The 18922-nt window shown below is 35.4% G+C and carries 19 protein-coding genes; 16 read left to right on the plus strand and 3 right to left on the minus strand.

Going from position 1 to position 18922, the window contains the following annotated elements:
- Window positions 1-2: 2 nt before the first annotated feature.
- The 3 genes from FTRAC_RS13485 to FTRAC_RS13495 are packed head-to-tail and all read right to left on the minus strand — an operon-like array spanning window position 3 to window position 2405.
- Window positions 3-1340 carry a TolC family protein gene (locus tag FTRAC_RS13485; RefSeq protein WP_013454817.1) on the minus strand — a complete coding sequence of 446 codons (1338 nt, stop codon included), beginning with the start codon at window positions 1338-1340 and terminating at the stop codon, window positions 3-5.
- A gap of 31 nt (window positions 1341-1371) precedes the next feature.
- Window positions 1372-1821 carry a hypothetical protein gene (locus FTRAC_RS13490; RefSeq protein WP_013454818.1) on the minus strand — a complete coding sequence of 150 codons (450 nt, stop codon included), beginning with the start codon at window positions 1819-1821 and terminating at the stop codon, window positions 1372-1374.
- Window positions 1818-2405 carry a TetR/AcrR family transcriptional regulator gene (locus FTRAC_RS13495; protein WP_013454819.1) on the minus strand — a complete coding sequence of 196 codons (588 nt, stop codon included), beginning with the start codon at window positions 2403-2405 and terminating at the stop codon, window positions 1818-1820. Before FTRAC_RS13495 ends, FTRAC_RS13490 begins: the two co-directional genes overlap by 4 nt.
- Window positions 2406-2609: 204 nt before the next feature.
- On the opposite strand from FTRAC_RS13495, the gene FTRAC_RS13500 reads away from it, so the two are divergent.
- The 16 genes from FTRAC_RS13500 to FTRAC_RS13575 all read left to right on the plus strand — a co-directional run bounded on the left by FTRAC_RS13500 (window position 2610) and on the right by FTRAC_RS13575 (window position 18918).
- Window positions 2610-3323 carry a Crp/Fnr family transcriptional regulator gene (locus FTRAC_RS13500; protein WP_013454820.1) on the plus strand — a complete coding sequence of 238 codons (714 nt, stop codon included), beginning with the start codon at window positions 2610-2612 and terminating at the stop codon, window positions 3321-3323.
- Between the two features lie 143 nt (window positions 3324-3466).
- On the plus strand, window positions 3467-4954 hold the full coding sequence (nirK, locus tag FTRAC_RS13505; RefSeq protein WP_013454821.1) for a copper-containing nitrite reductase: 1488 nt from the start codon (window positions 3467-3469) through the stop codon (window positions 4952-4954).
- Window positions 4955-4960: 6 nt separating this feature from the next.
- On the plus strand, window positions 4961-5749 hold the full coding sequence (locus tag FTRAC_RS13510; RefSeq protein WP_013454822.1) for a formylglycine-generating enzyme family protein: 789 nt from the start codon (window positions 4961-4963) through the stop codon (window positions 5747-5749).
- Window positions 5750-5862: 113 nt separating this feature from the next.
- A complete protein-coding gene (locus FTRAC_RS13515) occupies window positions 5863-6465 on the plus strand; it encodes an SCO family protein (RefSeq protein WP_013454823.1) in 603 nt (200 codons plus the stop codon).
- Window positions 6466-6508: 43 nt separating this feature from the next.
- Window positions 6509-6895, plus strand: coding sequence for a hypothetical protein (locus FTRAC_RS13520; RefSeq protein WP_013454824.1), 387 nt, complete (start codon window positions 6509-6511; stop codon window positions 6893-6895).
- A 63-nt stretch (window positions 6896-6958) separates the two neighbouring features.
- Window positions 6959-9223, plus strand: a complete 2265-nt coding sequence (locus tag FTRAC_RS13525; protein ID WP_013454825.1) for a TonB-dependent receptor domain-containing protein — start codon at window positions 6959-6961, stop codon at window positions 9221-9223.
- Between the two features lie 230 nt (window positions 9224-9453).
- Window positions 9454-10188 carry an iron-sulfur cluster repair di-iron protein gene (ric, locus tag FTRAC_RS13530; RefSeq protein WP_013454826.1) on the plus strand — a complete coding sequence of 245 codons (735 nt, stop codon included), beginning with the start codon at window positions 9454-9456 and terminating at the stop codon, window positions 10186-10188.
- A 23-nt stretch (window positions 10189-10211) separates the two neighbouring features.
- Window positions 10212-11426, plus strand: a complete 1215-nt coding sequence (locus tag FTRAC_RS13535) for a hypothetical protein (RefSeq protein WP_013454827.1) — start codon at window positions 10212-10214, stop codon at window positions 11424-11426.
- A 56-nt stretch (window positions 11427-11482) separates the two neighbouring features.
- On the plus strand, window positions 11483-11998 hold the full coding sequence (locus FTRAC_RS13540) for a c-type cytochrome (protein WP_013454828.1): 516 nt from the start codon (window positions 11483-11485) through the stop codon (window positions 11996-11998).
- Between the two features lie 38 nt (window positions 11999-12036).
- Window positions 12037-14064: a Sec-dependent nitrous-oxide reductase gene (nosZ, locus tag FTRAC_RS13545; RefSeq protein ID WP_013454829.1), complete on the plus strand. Its 2028-nt coding sequence runs from the start codon at window positions 12037-12039 to the stop codon at window positions 14062-14064.
- A 60-nt stretch (window positions 14065-14124) separates the two neighbouring features.
- On the plus strand, window positions 14125-14709 hold the full coding sequence (locus FTRAC_RS13550) for a hypothetical protein (protein WP_013454830.1): 585 nt from the start codon (window positions 14125-14127) through the stop codon (window positions 14707-14709).
- Window positions 14709-15119: a nitrous oxide reductase accessory protein NosL gene (locus FTRAC_RS13555; RefSeq protein WP_013454831.1), complete on the plus strand. Its 411-nt coding sequence runs from the start codon at window positions 14709-14711 to the stop codon at window positions 15117-15119. Before FTRAC_RS13550 ends, FTRAC_RS13555 begins: the two co-directional genes overlap by 1 nt.
- Window positions 15120-15142: 23 nt before the next feature.
- On the plus strand, window positions 15143-16387 hold the full coding sequence (gene nosD / locus FTRAC_RS13560) for a nitrous oxide reductase family maturation protein NosD (protein WP_013454832.1): 1245 nt from the start codon (window positions 15143-15145) through the stop codon (window positions 16385-16387).
- Window positions 16374-17093: an ABC transporter ATP-binding protein gene (locus FTRAC_RS13565; protein WP_013454833.1), complete on the plus strand. Its 720-nt coding sequence runs from the start codon at window positions 16374-16376 to the stop codon at window positions 17091-17093. The genes nosD and FTRAC_RS13565 overlap by 14 nt, the downstream gene beginning before the upstream one ends.
- Window positions 17086-17853 (plus strand): ABC transporter permease subunit, encoded by a 768-nt coding sequence (locus FTRAC_RS13570; protein WP_013454834.1) that lies wholly within the window; start codon window positions 17086-17088, stop codon window positions 17851-17853. The genes FTRAC_RS13565 and FTRAC_RS13570 overlap by 8 nt, the downstream gene beginning before the upstream one ends.
- The gene (locus tag FTRAC_RS13575) at window positions 17854-18918 is read left to right on the plus strand and encodes a hypothetical protein (RefSeq protein WP_013454835.1); all 1065 of its coding nucleotides are present in this window, start codon (window positions 17854-17856) and stop codon (window positions 18916-18918) included. It abuts the gene before it with no gap.
- The last annotated feature ends 4 nt before the right edge of the window (window positions 18919-18922 follow it).

Genomic DNA, 18922 nt, shown 5'->3' on the forward strand with positions numbered 1-18922 from the left:
CTTTAGTAATTAATATTTCTAATATTTCCTCTTAATTTCTTGAGCTCTAAATCAGCCTTTAGATAATCTATTATGGCAGTAAGGTTTGCTTGCTGAGCTTCCCTCAAAGCATTTTCTGCTAATAAGACTTCCGTTAAGTTTACTAAGCCTTCATTTTTTTGAAGGAGGCTTTCATTGTAAATTTTCTGTGCTAGTGCTATCTGTTCTTCCGTGGTTAGCAGTGATTTCTTTGTCATGTCTTTTTGCATCTCAGCATTTTCAATTTTCATAGCATTTGCCTCACTAATAAGCTCTTGCTGAAGCGCATTATTCTCCAGTTCAAACTGTTTCTGCTTCAATTTTCTTTTTGTGACCCCTTTATTGAAAATTGGATAAGAAAGTTGCAAGCCCACAAAGCTCATTGGAAAGAATTTTAAAAATTCATTAGGGGATTGATCGTAGCCGAAACCTGTGGTACCATAACTACCCACTAGGTTCACATTTGGGATGAATCGAGACTGATTTAACGTACTTATTTCACTTTGAATTAATTGCTCTTGTGTTTTGGCAATTTGATAATCCAAGATAATTCCAGACTCTTCCTGCAAACTTTCCTCAAATCTGATGTCAGTTTCTATTTCCATATTAAGATCCAAGGAAACTCCCATAGTAAATTTCAAAGCGTTATTTATTTGGCCATATTTATAGCTTAAATTTTGCTCTTGGTTTTTCAGCTGTGAAACTTGCAGCTCAATTTTACTAACATCGGTTCCTGTGGCTAGCTTTTCATCCTTTAAAGACTGAAGATTTTCAAGCAGTTTTTCAGCATTTTTTAAATTAGCTTTTACAAAATTGAGCTGATGGCTAATTATTTTGGCATTGTAGTAGAGGTTAGAAATCTCATAATACACCTCTTCCTCTGATTTTTGATATTTCAATTCACTTAGTTCCAATGCTAGCTTAGTGTTTCTGATAGCACCATTTATATCAGCGCTATATAAAGGAAGTGCAATTTGAAGGTTAGCATTGATATTATGGGGAACCCCGAATTGTATTTCGTTGAATTGTCCTTCCGAAGCCGCAGGATTGAAGGTAGAAAGAGGCATTAACTGATAGGGCAAATCAGTGAAATATTTATAATCTGCATTAGCCGTAACTTTCGGTAGTAGATGAGCTTTTGCCTCCTTTTCTCTTTCTTTGCCAATAGCAATAGAATTTCTTCCGCTTTCTAAGTTATTATTGTGGACTAATGCAGTATCAATACATTGCTTTAGAGTCCAAACTTGACCACTGGCTATTTCCATTTTCAATAACAGAAAAAGCATTAGCAAAAGTAGTTTGTGAATATTTACTAACTTCATAAGTTAAATTTTTTTTAGTTAATCAATTCCTTTATTGAAAGTATTGGTGAAAAGTATCAAATGAGTTTTTCAATTTTTGAATTATTTTGTCAGCTTCTTTTTCATTTTTAGCTTCTAGGAGTGAAGTAGTTAACTTCATATGAGGATGCAGCCATTTATGTAACTCATCATGACTTTTGCCTTTCATAGTACACGTTTTTACCAACTCGTCATTATTGGCTTTCAATTGCTCGGCAAGAATTTCATAATTCTTCCCATCATACTTATTCAATGAGATTTCACTACGCTCCAAAGGTGGTTTCATTTCTTGATTTACCTCCCACTTTTGTCCATTATTCAGTTCAATTCCAAGTTCATTCTTATCATGCTGAAATTGACTCTTTTCAGCTACATTCTTTTCATTTGTATTATTATTGCAAGCACTCATAGTAAATAACAGCACTATTGATAAATAGGTAATAAAGCTTAATTTTTTCATCATTTCTTCTTTATAAGTGTTAAAAGTGTTTGTGTCATTTTATGTCCTGGTTCCTCAATGTCATATTTAAAATCAGCAATTCGCCATTTAAACATAAATAACCTAAAAGAGCCCATAACTACATTTAGTAATTCCTCTACTGATATTTCATTTGTAAAAATGCCACCTTCTTGCCCCTGCATGATGATGGGTTTTAAGTGTTTCATTTTTACAGTCATGATTTTATGGATCGTATCATTTACTTGCTGACTTTCTTCCATTAATCCATCAGAGAAAACCGCTACCACGAAATATGGATTACTTTTGAAAAATGTAAATTGGCTGGTAAAGAGGTTAATGAATTTTTCTTCCACAGATTGATCCTGGGAAATTGCTACTCCATATCTTTCGTCCATATTTTTTGCCAAATACTCAAGCATGGCAATAATAATATCTTGCTTGCTTGAAAAATGACGGTAAATTGCGCTTTCAGAAAAACCCATTTCCTTAGCCAAATTTTTTATGGTTAATCCTCCTACGCCAGAAGCAGTAAGTATTTTGCCCGCTGCTTCTATGATTTCTAACTGTCTATTGGTAATCTCTTTCATAGTAAGTAAGTATTCACTAACAAAGATATATACTCTTTTTAGAAATAAAAGTTTTCAAGAGTAATAAATTTCTATTCAGGCCAACATTGTAAATTTGAAGAGTTTTAGTTTAATGTGAATTTGTTTTCGATTTATTGATTATTCAATTCAAAGGGATTACTTTTAAAAAGTTACTGAGAAGCTATTATTGAATAATATTTCCTTATGCCCCAAAAAACCAATAAAATAAGCTGCGAAGAATGTACTACCACGTCATGTTTTGTAAAAAAGACAAATCCGCAGTGGTTGGCTAAAATCAGTGAATTCAAAAATCAAGTGGTTTACCCAAAAGGGCAATATATTTTCTCTGAGGGCTCTCCAGTATTTGGCGCCTATTTTATTCAGTCAGGGGATGTTAAAATTGTGAGTAGTAGTTTTTCAGGCAGACAAAATATTGTTCGATTAGCAAAGAATGGGCATATGATGGGACATAAAGGAGTGGCAAAGGAAAATTATCCAGTAGGTGCGGTGGCACTCAACGATGCCCGTGTTTGTTTTCTTAATAATGAGTTGCTATATGATGCTTTTTTGAATAATACGCATTTCACTATTGAGATCATGATGTTCTACTCAAAAGAACTTCGTAAAAGTGAAATGCGAAACAAGTTCTTTGCCCAAATGACCACAGATGAAAAGGTAGCTTACGCTATTGTTTATGCTGGAGAAATAGTAGGACAGAAGAATAATAAAGGGCAAATTATGATTACGCTCAGTAGACAAGAACTTGCACAGATTGCCGGAACCAATGCCGAACAAGTTAGCCGAACCATTAGCCATATGAAAAATGATGGCTTATTATCCTTGGATGGACGTTGTATTTGCATTGAAAGCCTCCCAGAGATGTATAATTTACTCTCCGAGTACGAACAGTTTATTTAATTTCCTGCGTTTTCGCAGACTTATCTCTGTGAATAAACTTCTCAATGCCTGATCTGGAACATTTCTATTCTAAAGTTCTCTAGTGATATTTGTATCAATCAAAAAAGGATAAAAATATCCGAATATAATTAAAAGCATAGATTATGAAAACGCATAGAAAGACTCAGAATCGAATCACTTATTTGTTTTTTGCCCTGCTATTTCCTTTTCTTTTTTCGGCTTGTCAGCAACAAGAGGAAATTGTGAAATCGAACAGAAATAAAAATGAAGACATTAAAGTTCTTGGTACAATGAAAGCGGAATTAACCGCTCCACCTCATGTTCCAAAACCCATAGGTAAAAGAACTGCCAAAAGGCTTTTTGTGGATATGGAAATCATCGAAGAAGTGGCTGAAATGGATGATGGTGTAGAATATGTTTATTGGACATTTGGAGGAAGTGTACCAGGTTCATTTATTAGAACAAGAGTGGGAGATATAGTAGAATTCACACTTAAAAATCACCCTGATAATAAATTGCCACACAACATTGATTTACATGCTGTAACAGGTCAAGGTGGAGGAGCGGAAGCTTCATTTGTTGCACCTGGTCAACAGAAAACCTTCTCTTTTAAAACGCTCAATCCGGGATTATATGTTTATCACTGTGCTACGGCTCCAGTTGGAATGCACATTGCAAACGGTATGTATGGACTGATTCTAGTAGAACCATTAGGAGGATTGCCACCTGTAGATAAAGAGTACTATGTAATGCAAGGTGATTTTTACACTAAAGGAAAACATGGAGAAAAAGGCTTGCAGGATTTCGATTTGCAAAAAGCAGTAGATGAAAATCCTGACTATGTGGTGTTTAACGGAAAAGTTGGTGCCTTAACTGGTGAAAATGCACTTACTGCGCAAGTAGGAGAAACCGTGAGAATATTCTTTGGAAATGGTGGTCCAAATCTTGCCTCTTCATTTCACGTAATCGGTGAAATTTTTGATAGAGTTCATTTAGAAGGTGGAGAAAGTATTAATAAAAATGTTCAAACCACTTTAGTTCCTGCTGGTGGCTCAGCAATGTTGGAATTCACAGTGGAGTCTCCTGATAATTTGGTGTTGGTTGACCACTCTATTTTTAGAGCATTTAATAAAGGAGCTTTGGGCATATTAAGTGTATCAGGCGAAGAAAACCATGTGGTATATGATGAAGGAACAGAAGCTATTCCATATAACCCACAATCGGAAATTGCTGAAAGTACTCCTCCTGAAGAGAAGAAGGTAGAAGCACAGGTTGAGGAACAAGCTCCGTCACCCGCTGATTTTGATCTACAAACCAGCATTGCGAAAGGGAAAAAGATTTACTCTCAAAACTGTCTGGCATGTCACCAAGCAGAAGGTCAAGGTATTCCTAAAACCTTTCCACCACTTGCTGGATCTGATTATATAAATGGTCACCCAGAAAAGGCGATCAATGCAGTGGTAAATGGTTTAACAGGTGAGATTAAAGTAAACGGTGAAACCTATAATAGCGCAATGCCTGCTCAAAGATTGAGCGATGAAGATGTAGCTGCTGTGCTCAATTATGTTTACAGCAATTGGGGTAATAATGGAACTACCATTACACCCGAGCAAGTAAAAAATAATAAATAAAATACCATGCTTAGATATTTCACACTCGCAATCTTTTTCCTATTCCATTTAAATGTAAATGGACAGGAAATTGAGATGCGCAAAATTGAAGGGGGAGTTTATATCCCCCTTTATGGAAGCCAAGAAGAAGTGCAGGTAGAAATAGAACCATTTTACATGGATGCTAAACCTGTTACGCATCAAGAGTTTGCCGAATTTATCAAGAAATATCCTCAATGGTCAAAAGAAAATGTGAAAGCATTATTTGCAGATGCCAGCTATTTGACCAAATGGACTGCTGATGGTGAAGTGCCTAAGCATTTAATAAATAGCCCGGTGAATAATGTCTCTTGGTATGCAGCCAAAGCTTATTGTGAATGTCAGGATAAGCGACTTCCTACCACAGATGAATGGGAATTTGCCGCAATGGCAAGTGAAAATTCAATTGATGCTAGAGAAGACAGTTTATTCAATCAAAAAATAGTATCAGGCTATGAAAAACCTAAAACTTATTTGAAAGAAGTGGGGCAAAGCACTCCTAATTATTACGGAGTTTATGATTTACATGGCTTGGTTTGGGAATGGGTATATGATTTTAACAGTATCATTATTACAGGAGAATCAAGATCCAACAATAATACAGACGCTAATTTATTTTGTGCAGGGGGAGCTGTAAGTGCTAATGATCTCATGAATTATGCCGCTTTCATGCGCTATGCCATAAGATCAAGTTTAAAAGCTAGAAATACCATGAGCAATATGGGCTTTCGCTGTGTAAAAGATTACGAAAAGAATGCATTAGAATTAAATCAATGAAAGTCCTGAAAGGACGTCATATTTTAACACAGGGTGAAGCCCTGTGTTAAAAAAAAAACTATCTCCAAAGCCCTGAAAGGGCGTAATACTAATTAATTTAAAATACAATCGCTATGAAAACGCTAATGATGTTTCTCGCTACTATTCTATTTTTCGCTTGTGATAATGTCGAAAAACCGGACTCAAATGATGAAGATAAAGGTATTACTTCCAAAGAAGAATTTAATGATTTATCTATTTATAACATTCCCTCTGTTTGGACTACCCAGCACAATGAGCAAATAGAATTCAAAGATTTGCAAGGAAGTGTTTTGGCTGTGGTAATGGTCTATACTTCTTGCCAAACAGCATGTCCAAGATTAGCTGCTGATATGCGCAATATTGAAGAGCAAGTAGCTGAAAAAGGAAAAGAAAATGTGAAATATGTATTAGTGAGTATTGATCCGGAAAATGATACACCAGAGCGATTAACCCAATTTGGAGAAGATTATCAATTGGAAGGCGACCAGTGGTTATTCTTAAGAGGAACTGAAGAAACCGTTAGAGAATTTGCCAATATCGTGGCGGTTAAATACAAACAAATCTCTCCCATTGACTTTTCTCATTCCAACATTATTTCTGTTTTTGATGCAGAAGGGGTAATGCAACATCAGCAAGAAGGCTTAGGCGTAAATAATAAAGAAACGATTGAAAAAATTATTGAATTAAGTAACTAATGGCACATAATATATTTTATGATTAAGCTACCTTCGCAGCAAAATGAAAAAACGAATAGCTATATCTTTTTCAATTCTTATCTTGGCATTGCCTATAGTAAAGGTGGCTATTCTTATTCAATTCGGTTTTAATCGTGATTATATCATTGAAAATCTCTGTGTAGAACGTGATAATGCAATTAATACCTGTCAGGGACAATGTCTTTTATCTCAAAAGTTAAATGAAGCCTCAAATAAGGAAAAAGAACAAGAATCTTTTCTAGTAAAGCTTGTAGAGCAACTTTTCATAATCAAAAACAAATATGTTGGCATCAAATCTAATCATATCATAGGCCACATTTCAAAAACACCAGTTACTAATTCCTTTGTTATTAGAATATTTGAGAGTCAAATATTTCACCCACCTATTTTTTTGAATAGACCATATTGAGACAAAAGGCAGCAATAGTTTTGCTGCAAAATCAAATTATAATCTATTCAAATTTATAATATTATGATTCATTCTATTACTATGCCCAAAGCAATTTTATTGCTTCTGGCTGTGCTAATAGGCTTATCTGCCTATGCGCAAAAAAAAGAAAAATTAAAATTTTTGGATGCTGACACCAAAGAGCCTATCGTTGGTCTATATTATCAATATGCAAAGCAATATGGAGCTTCAAATGAAAGTGGAGAAATTGAGCTTTATTTTGTAGAAGGTGAAAGATTGGTGTTAAGCCATATTAATTATGGTAAATGGCAGCTAAAATCGAATGAAATATCGGAAGCATTAAAATCTAATGAGCCATTACTTAGAACTAAGCATATTGAAATTCTTCAGCCGGTAAGCGTCATTAGCTTAAGACCCAATTTGGCAGAAAAAGATGAGCAATTAAGCTTAAATGATACAGAAAAAATTCATCATGATGCTGGCGCTATTTTATCACTAAATCCAGCGATAAACGCAATCAGGAAAAGCCCAGCTTTTGGGTTTGATCCTGTTATGAGAGGCTTTAAATATGATCAGCTCAATGTAGTAATTGACGGACTTCAATCTGCTAATGCTGCTTGCCCTAATCGAATGGATCCGGGAAGCAGTCAAATCATGCTAAATCAAATTAAAAAAGTGGAGATCTTGAAAGGCCCTCATGCTTTACGTTATGGAAATGCATTCGGAACCATCAATTTCGTGTCTGAGTCACCAGTTTTTACACCCGAATTGGCCTTAAGAGGAAGAGCTTCTGCTTTGTACGAAACTAATGGAAATGTAATCAGAAATGAAGCGAAAGTAGGCTTAAGTTCTGCTCAGCTCAATGCTGGTTTGCTTTTTTCTTATTCAGAAGGGAACGATTATACCGATGGAAATGGGAAAACCGTGCCAAGCAATTTTCTAAGAGGTAGTTTGGGTGCTTATCTTCATTACAAACCTTCAAATGCAGACCTTTTTTCTTTAACTGTAAACAGGAATTTTGCACGAGATGTAGATTTCCCAACACTCGGAATGGATTTAAGAACAGATGATACTTGGATGCTTAATGCGGAATATGAGCGCATACTTCAAGGTCGATTTTTTACCAAATGGGTTAATAAAGGATATTACACTAAAGTAGATCATTTGATGGATAATCTTTTGAAGCCTTTAGATCCCAGAATGATGAATGCCTCTACACCAGCTGAAACAGAGAACTTTGGTTACCGCTCAGAATTACAGAAATTAAGTGAAAATGCACAGTTTTATCTCGGTTTAGATTATAAATCCGAATCTGCTGAAGGTGAAAGAGAGCGAGAATTCGTAATAGGGCCTAATGCAGGAATGAAGCTATATGATAATCCTTGGCAAAAAGGGAAAATTGAGAAATCTTCTGTTTTTTCATCTTACGCTTATCAGTTAGGCATCCATTCTTTTCATGCTTCTGCAAGAATAGAATATAACCGAGCACAAAGTCTTAATACAGAAGAGGCCTTTGAAGATTTTTATGAGACCACTAATGCGAATCAAGTTAATCCAGCTATAAGCTTAGGATATAAAGCCGAATGGAGTGATAAATTGTCGACTGCCATTTGGTTAGCACGAGCACAGAGAAGTGCGGGCTTGACAGAGCGCTATATCAATTATTTTGCCGTTGGAATGGATCCTTATGAATTATTAGGAAATCCGGGACTGAAAGCTGAAAAAAACAATCAAATGGATTGGATTATCAGTTATGATGAAATTAATTGGCAAGCAGAAGTCAACTTATTTGCATCCTACTTAACTGATTATATAGGAGGTGAAAAAACTAACCTACAGCCAAAATTAATGAACAGCCCAGGAGTAAGACAATTTGTAAATATTGGAGAAGTATTTAAGACTGGTTTTGAATTCAATTTCAATCATTTGATTTCAGAAAATTTCAGTCAGTCGGCACAATTGGCATACACTTATGCGGAGAACCTCAGCTGGGAAGAACCACTAGCCGAGATTGCACCGCTTGATTTACGATATTCTATTTCTGCTAATTTTCTAGACAATAGAGGATTGATTAGTTTGAATTTCCGCTATGTAGATCAACAAAATAGAGTTTCCACTGAGTTTGGCGAAATGGACTCTCCTTCATTTTATCTGCTTGGATTTGAATCTTCTTTTAAGTTTACTACTGATTGGCAGTTAAAGCTTGGTGCTAGCAATTTATTGAATCAGGCCTATTATGAACATCTAAATCGCCCAATTTTAGCGACAGGAGAAAAAATTTACGCTCCAGGAAGAAATTTTTACACAATGCTAATTTATAGGTTCTAAACCTTATAAGCTCATTTCTAATTTAAAATTGATAGATGTGATTCATTTTGTTTGAATCGCGCCTATCAATTTTTTTTTGAATAAAATAAGCTAACAAACATCATCTTTTTTAAAATTATTTCGTAATAAAAGATAAAAAGACCAAAATATCCTTTTATATTTGTATCAATAAATAAGTACTCAGAATTGGGAATAAGTAAAACAAAATTCTATATTTAAATACAATTGTTATGAACGTTTACAAAGAAAAAACCATAGGAGAATGGGTGGCAGAAGATTACCGATCAGCCTCAGTTTTTAAATCATTTGGCATTGATTTTTGCTGTAAAGGTGGAAGGTCAATACAGGAAGCTTGCGAAGCTAAAAACATACCTGAAAGAGAAGTAGAGATTGCTTTAGCTGAAGCCGTAATGGATAAACCTGAGCAGGGAGATATTGATTTTAAATCATGGCCTATGGATCTTTTGGCTGATTATATAGAAAAAACACATCACAGATATGTTGAAAGAGCGATTGAAGAACTTAAACCATATCTTACGAAAATTTGCAAAGTGCATGGAGATTCAAATCCAGAATTGCATGAGGTTAAACAACTATTTTTTGAGTCAGCCGGGGAATTGACTGCCCATATGAAAAAAGAAGAATTTATTCTTTTCCCTCATGTGAGGAAATTAGAAAAGCATTTAAATGATGGTAGTTCTGTAGAAGCGCCTCATTTTGGAACGGTCAAAAATCCAATTAAAATGATGATGGATGAACATGAAGCTGAAGGGGATCGATTTGAAGAAATTGCAAGATTAACAAATAACTATACTCCACCAGCACATGCTTGCAATACTTATAGAGTAACATTTGCATTGTTGGAGGAATTTCAAAACGATTTACATAGACATATTCATTTAGAAAATAATATACTTTTTCCTAAAGCTGTAAGGGTAGAGGAAAGTTTTAACTCTTTGAACTGATAAAATAGCCTTTGGCTAAATTCATGAAGAAAACTTGGTTAATAGTTAGTTTGGTTAATTTTCTTATAGCTTCTCTGATGGGCTTGCTCCTCAGAGGAGCTTTTGTTTGGGAAATTGAGTGGTTAGACTATAGAAACATGTTGCACGGACATTCACATGTAGCACTACTCGGCTGGCTTTACCTAGGGATTTTTATTATGCTTCATGCTAAGTTGCTACCTAAAGAAAAAGCCGCTAAGCCAATTTATACTTGGCTGTTTTGGTTAACTCAGCTAACAGTCATAGGAATGGCAATAGCATTTCCAATTCAGGGTTATGCAGCCTTTTCTATTTTCTTTTCCACTTTGCATATAGTTTTAAGCTATGTTTTTGCTGTACGAGTTTGGAAAGATCACAGTAGAAAAGATTATAGAAGCTCTCTTTTATTAAAAACCGCCATCTTATTTCTATTTATTTCTACTGTAGGCGTTTTTGTGGTAGCCTACATTATGGCATCTAAAAATGGCGCTAATGTCATTTATCAAATCGCTATTCAGTTTTATTTACACTTTCAGTTTAATGGTTGGTTGCTCTTTGCTTTGTTGGCTCTATTATTCAACCGTTTTGGGACTATCCTTAAAATTAGCAATAAAGCTTTCAATCAGTTTTACTGGCTTTTCTTGCTGGGAAATATTCTGAGCTATGCATTAGTCCTTTATTGGGGATATCGATGGGAATTCAGTTATTATGTTAATGCTATTGCGGTGGTGTTACAATTATTAGCTGTCCTTGCCTTACTAAAATCATTTGGTGGCAGTTGGATACAACTCAAGAATTCATTGAGCGCAGTGCAAAAACTCTTATTGAAGCTATTAATTGCAGTTTTTTTAACGCGCACACTTTTTCAGTTTACCTTAGTGGTTCCTGAAATGGCAGAAATGGCTGTTTTACTCAGGCTTTTCATTATTGGATTTATCCATTTGAATATGTTGGGCTTTTTTACTGCCTATTTATGGTTAGAGTATCTTTCAAATGAAAATAATAAAACATATACTTTACATAAACCAGCAGTAAACCTTCTTTTGATTGGCTTCCTTTCAACGGAGTTCATCATGTTTTTGCAAGGGTTTTACTATTGGCAAGAATTAGGAAAGCTACCTTTTTTTCATGAAGGCTTATTTTATGCAAGCATTTTACTCCCCATTGCAATCCTTCTGTTTTTATTACCCTTTAGATATATGAATAAAATCAAAACTTAATTTGAATATTTTGCATTAAAAACAATAGTAACTATATTAAAGAAAACAAAAATGCTATGAAAAAAATAAAAATTTTAACGACAGCACTAGTAGGAATGCTTTTTATTTATTCTTGCGGTGGAAACGAACAAAAAAGTAAAGACACTGCTCAAAACAAAGCTGAAAAAGTAGAAGAAAAGAAAGTTCCTGAAACCATAAAAATGGGTAAAGGGGTAGGAGAATTCACAGAAGTTGAAGTTTCTGATCCATTAAATGAAGAATGGGTGGAAAGAGGACAAGCCATCTATGATATGAAATGTTCTGCTTGCCACAAATTAACTGATCAGCGTGTGGTAGGCCCTGGTTTTCAGGGTGTAACTAATCGTAGAAAGCCAGAATGGATCATGAACATGATTACTAATGTGGATGTGATGCTAGAGGAAGACCCAACAGCTCAAAAGCTTTTGGAAGAATGTATGACTAGAATGCCAAATCAAAATATCAAGCCGGATGATGCTCGCAAAATATTAGAATTCTTTAGAAAGAATGATATGGAAAAAGCCGGTAAAAAAGACGGTGCAATTAAATCTTAAACTACTCAAGTAATTTTTTAACTAAACTAAAACGTAACATGAAAACACATTATTTAAATTATGTTGCAGGATTAAGTCTGATTTTTTTAATGGCTTCCTGTGGCAATCAAGGTTCAGAAACCTCCCAAGTTTTGGGAGGTAGCGCAGCGGAGCAGGCTTATGTTGCTCCCGGTGAGTATGATGAGTTTTATGCTTTTATGTCTGGTGGTTATAGTGGACAAATCACTGCCTACGGATTACCTTCAGGAAGATTATTAAAGGAAATTCCTGTTTTTTCAAAATATCCTGAAAATGGATATGGCTACAGTGAAGAAACCAAGGCCATGTTCAATACTTCTTATGGAGAAGTGCCTTGGGATGATTCTCACCATATTGAACTTTCCCAAACAGATGGCGAGTTTGATGGCCGATGGTTATTCGTAAATGGTAACAACACTCCTAGAATTGCCAGAGTGGATTTAAAAACATTCGAAACAGTTGAAATCTTGGAAATTCCTGATGTGGCGGGTTTGCACTGTGCGCCTTTTATAACCGAAAATTCTGAATACCTAGTTTCAGGTACTCGTTTTTCTGTCCCTATCCCTCAAAAAGATGTGCCTATCGATACTTACAAAAAGAATTTCAAAGGCTTAATCAATTATGTTTCGGTTGATCCTGAACATGGTCACATGGAATTAGCCTTCCAAATTGAAATGCCAGGCTTTAATTATGATTTAGCTAGAAATGGGAAAGGAAAATCTCACGGATGGAGCTTTTTAACTACCTACAATTCTGAGCAAGAGCACAGTCTTTTGGAGGTAAACGCATCCCAAAAAGATAAAGATTTGATGGCGGTGATCAACTGGAAAAAAGCTGAGCAATACATGAAAGAAGGGAAATTTACAGAAAGAGAAACTTCCTATTTCCATAATTTAATGAATGAAGAAACTAGCATTGCGGAATCAGAAGAAAAAACCTTAACTAAAATATTGGATCCTAAAGAATGTCCAGATATGGTTTATTTCATTCCGGTTCCAAAATCACCTCATGGTTGCGATGTTGATCCAACTGGTGAATACATTGTAGGGAACGGAAAGCTTTCTGCTGATATGTCTGTTTACTCATTTGACAAAATCATGAAAGCAATTGAAGAGAAAAACTTTGATGGTGAATTTGATGGAATTCCAATTATTAGCTATGAAGCTGCTCTAGATGGCATTGTTAAAAAACCGGGCTTAGGACCATTGCACACAGAATTTGATGGAAGAGGAAATGCTTATACTACTTTCTTTATATCATCTGAAGTAGTGAAATGGGATGTAGCATCTAAAGAAATTTTAGATCGTCAATCAACCTTCTATTCTCCTGGTCACTTAGTAATTCCTGGTGGAGAAACTAAAAAACCAGATGGCAAGTATTTAGTGGCAATGAATAAAATCACTAAAGATCGTTATTTACCAACAGGTCCTGAATTGGCACACTCTGCTCAATTATTTGACATCAGCGGTGATAAAATGAAATTGATTTTAGATTTCCCAACCAAAGGAGAACCGCATTATGCGCAAGCTATTGCTGCAGATAAAATTCAGCCTAATTCTGTCAAATTCTATGATATTGAGAAAAATAAGCACCCTTATGCTACCTTAGGTGAAAGTAAAACTAGAGTAGAGCGTGATGGCGATGAAGTGCATGTTTATATGACTGCAATTAGAAGCCACTTGGCTCCTGATAATATTGAAGGATTTAAAGTAGGAGATAAAGTATATTTCCACCTAACCAATTTAGAACAGGATTGGGATGTGCCACACGGATTTGCAATTCAAGGGGCTACTAATGCTGAATTGTTAGTAATGCCTGGGCAAACTAGAACCTTACTTTGGGAACCTAAAAGACCAGGAGTATTTGCATTCTACTGTACTGATTTCTGTTCCGCGCTTCACCAAGAAATGTCTGGTTATGCTAGAGTTTCTCCTAAAGGCTCAAATGTTCCTTTAAAATGGGGATTAAATGAGAAATTGAGAGAGAATGAACAGGCTGCTCATGATTTCTATGAGAAAGCTAAACAAAATGCCAATATTGGTAAATAATTTTGATAAAACTGCTGGCAACTAGTCAGCAGTTTTCTTCACCTATTTAAATAAATTAAGATGTCACTCAAGCAAAAAAGCAGATTACCGCAAATCCTGATGCTATTGGGCGTGTTATCACTTGGAGCCGTTTTTTTATTTCCTTTATGGCAAATTACATTAGACGCAGCCCAATTTCCGGGTGGTTTGAAAATGCACATCTGGATCAATAAAATTTCGGGTAGTGAGAAGAATATCATTCAAAATATTAATATTCTGAATCACTATATCGGGATGCAATATATCGAGCCTGACTCTATTCCAGAATTGAAATATTTTCCGTTGGTGGCTTATAGCATGATGGCAATAGGATTGATTTCATTAGTCCTCAACAAAGCTTGGGCTTATTTATCTTGGTTTATTATTATAGCTATTTTAGGAGCGCTTGGGATCTATGATTTTTATTTATGGTTATATGATTATGGGCACAATCTTGATCCCAAAGCTCCTATTAAAGTTCCGGGTATGACTTATATGCCTCCGCTTTTAGGTGAAAAGGATTTACTAAATTTCTATGTAACCTCCTATCCGCATTTAGGGAGTGGATTTTTAGGATTATCCACTTTTCTAGGATTTGGAGCATTCTGGTTTAAAAGGAAAAATTAATGAGATATTTAAAGATTCTTTGTGTCCTTGCAGTCATTGTATTTGTATCAGGGTGCTCAATAGAGCCTGAGCCAATTAATTTTGGCAAAGACCATTGCGTCTATTGCAAAATGACAATAGCAGATCCTAAATATGGAGCGGAACTTGTCACAAAAAAGGGACGAATATATAAATTCGATGCGATCGAATGTATGCTTCCCTATATGAAAGAAAACGCTGATACTGAATTTGGTCATACTATGGCGGTGGCATACGATAAACCTCAAAGTCTCCAAAAAGTTGAAAGCTTATATTTTGTGAAAAATGCACATTTCAAGAGTCCTATGGGTAAAAACTTAGCTGCTTTTGTTAAGCAACCTCAAGAATTTGAAAGTATGACTTGGACTCAATTAACAGAAACTTTCTACTGAAACCATTTAAACATTAGCATTCAATGACTCGCTACTTTCTGCTCTTCTATTTTGTTCTAATATCAGTCAGCGTATCAGCTAAAACCATTTTTGTTGCCTCAAGCAAATCCGATAATTCGATTAAAGATGCAGTACTGAAGGCGTCTGAAAATGATACCATATTCATTAAATCTGGAGTTTATTATGAAAACCTGATCTCTATTGAAAAACCACTGACCATCATTGGCGAAGAGGGAGCCATAGTAGATAGTCAAGAAGGAGATGAAATATTCATTGTTCAAAGTAATGGTGTGGTCATTAAAAATCTAACACTGAAGAACATTGGAGTAAGTTATATTAAAGACCGAGCCGCTATAAGATTAAACAGAGTTAGGGATGTTAAAATTTTAAATAATACCCTCATCAATACCTTTTTTGGGATTTATCTACAAAAATCTAACAATTGTATTGTTGATGGGAATAAAATAATAGGTGGGGCCACAGATGAATCTACCGCGGGAAATGCAATCCATATTTGGCAAGGAAAGCGCATTCAAGTCACTAATAATGAAGTCTCATTTCATAGAGATGGGATCTATTTTGAATTTGTAGATGAAAGCTACATTGCCAAAAACCTAAGTAAAAATAATATGCGCTATGGATTACACTTTATGTTTTCCAATTATGACCAGTATGAGAATAACCGCTTTCAAGACAACGGATCCGGTGTGGCAGTGATGTTCAGCAAGCATATTGAAATGAGAGATAATCAATTTCTTGATAATTGGGGAGGCGCCAGCTACGGTTTGTTATTAAAAGAAATTTCAGATGGGAGTATTGAAAACAATGAATTTTCACGAAATACAGTAGGTATATACGCAGAAGGAGCCAACCGTCTGTCGATTAAAAGCAATCTCTTTCATAATAATGGTAAAGCCATGGACATTAAAGGCAATAGTCTGGATAATAAAATTGTAGAGAACGATTTTGTAGGCAATACTTTTGAAGTCCTGACTAATTCAAAATCAAACCTTAATCACTTTGAAGGGAATTACTGGAGCCAATATACGGGCTACGATTTGAATAAAGACGGAATTGGAGATGTACCGCATCGACCGGTAAATCTTTTTGCCATTGTCACAGACAAAATTCCAGCTGCCAGTATGTTATTGCACAGCTTTTTGGTGAATAGTTTGGATGCGGCAGAACGGCTGTTTCCGCAATTTATTCCTGAACAACTTATTGATCAAAAACCCAAGATTAAACCCAATCACTATGATCAAAATTGAAAATTTGAATAAGCATTTTTCCAAACATAAAGTATTAAATGAAATTAATCTCCATTTCAGTGCTGGAGAATGTGTGGCTTTAATTGGACCAAATGGATCAGGTAAAACCACACTTATAAAAAGCATTTTAGCACTAGTCACTGTTGAAAAAGGAGAGATTCATGTGCAAAATGAGAATATCCGAAATCAAAGTGACTATCGATCAAAAATAGGCTATATGCCCCAAATCAATAGGTTTCCTGAGCATATGTCTGTGCAGCAACTTTTTAAAATGATGAAAAGTATAAGAAAGGATGTGACTGATTATGATCTTTCCTTATATGAAGCATTCAATATCGATAGTATGCGCAAAAAGAAACTGGGGATATTATCTGGCGGAATGAGACAAAAGGTAAGTGCTGCCTTGGCGTTTCTTTTCAAACCCGAGATTTTAATTTTGGATGAGCCTACTGCCGGTTTAGATCCTGTATCAAATGAAATATTAAAGAAAAAGTTGAAAGAGGCTATTGAAAAGGAAAATAAATTGGTATTGATAACCTCTCATATTTTGAATGATCTGGATGATATAGCAGACCGGGTGGTCTACCTGATGGATGGAAGTTTATATTTTGATAAGCAAATGACTGATCTAAAAGAAGAAACATCTGAAAGCCGATTAAATAAAATTATTGCCAGCATTTTAAATACCGAAAATCACTATGTTTAAAATAGCCAAATTTATAACAGCTGACTTACTGAAAAATAAAGTCATGTTGCTCTACTTAATATTTTTGTGGACAGTGTGTTTTGGTCTTTTTAGTTTGCAAGGGCAGGGAGATAAAGCTTTAACTGGCATACTGAATGTTAGCCTATTAGTGACGCCCATGATATGCCTGATTTTCGCTACCATATATTTTTACAATATGTATGAGTTTATGATGCTGATGCATGCACAGCCAATCAAGAGAAAAACGCTGTTTATGGCATTGTATTTAAGTCTTGCTGTAGTTTTTACTTGCGTTTACCTACTCGGGGCAGGTATTCCTCTACTCATTATGAATGCTGGGGCCGCTTCCATATTTATGATCATAGGGACTGCATTTCTTAATTTCATATTTGTTGCGCTTGCTTTAGGAGTAGCTGTTTGGACCAAAGACAAATCAAAAGGAATGGGATTCTCACTTCTGATCTGGGTATATTTTGTACTCCTTTTTGATGGAATTATTCTGCTTTTAATGTATAATTTCAGCGACTACCCAATTGAAAAGTTAGTCTTATATATCAGCTTTTTAAACCCTGTTGATTTGATGCGAATCCTGGTTCTGATGCAAACAGAGGCAGCGGCTTTAATGGGCTATAGTGGTGCTATTTTTCAAAAAGTATTTACCGAGAATTGGGGCATCAGCATTATTTTGCTAGTCATGCTGGTATGGACTGTTCTTCCACTTGGATTATCACTAAAAGCCTACAACAAAAAGGATTTATAAATGCCAAAGCACATCTGGATATTGCCCTTTGTGATGCTTTCATTGATAATGGGCATCATTGGCGGTTGGTTGCGCTTGGGTTGGGCACAATTTAACATTACAGAAGCTGCTTTTCATCATGGAATCATTATGACAGGAAGTTTCTTGGGTGCTTTAATTAGCATCGAAAGAGCTGTTGTGATGAAAAACAAAGGTTGGTTTTTCGTCCCCATTCTGGCAATTTTGGCTTTGCCTTTAAACTTGTTTGGCTTCACACACATAGCAATTATCAGTTTGGTGTTATCATCTGCAGGCTTGACTTTTCTGATGTACATCCAAAGTATGAGGGTGAAAGAAGCCTCGCATTATGTGATCGCATTAGGAGCTTTTTGCTGGGCTGTGGGGAATGCATTATTACTAAAATCAGATTTTATTCCTATGGTGGTGCCTTGGTGGATTGCATTTTTGCTTTTTACCATAGTGGGCGAAAGATTGGAGTTGAGCAGGTTTCTGCCTGTCAAAAAGATCTTTATTATTCTTTTATATGTCCTGATTGCAGGTGTGTTCACAAGTTTTTTCATCCCTTTTCATTTCGGTGGAAGTCGAATAACCGGAATTTTGATTGCCTTAATTGCACTTTGGCTTTTAAGATTTGATATGGCAAGAAAATCCGTTAAGAAAAAAGGAGAATATCGATACATTGGATTAGGCTTAATAGTAGGATTTGTTTGGTTATTATTCCATGCGCTTATTATGATTTTCATGGAAAACCATGCACTCTATTATGATTTATGGGTGCACAGTTTCTTTTTGGGCTTTGCCTTTTCGATGATCTGGGCGCATGCTCCTATCATTTTTCCAGCAGTAGTGAAAGTTAAGAGATTAATTTATCATCCTATGTTGTATGTCCCCTGGCTATTATTCCAATTATCTTTAATTGGAAGAGTTTGGACTTCATTTGCTGGAAATATAGAACTCCGCCAATTCTTTGGAGTAGCCAACGGCTGGATAATCCTATTAATGTTTTTGAGTATGGCTTTAAGTTATTTTTGGAATAAGAGTCGGGATTTTAAAGCTTTTAACTAATTTC

Source organism: Marivirga tractuosa DSM 4126, from assembly GCF_000183425.1.
Classification (GTDB): Bacteria; Bacteroidota; Bacteroidia; order Cytophagales; family Cyclobacteriaceae; genus Marivirga; species Marivirga tractuosa.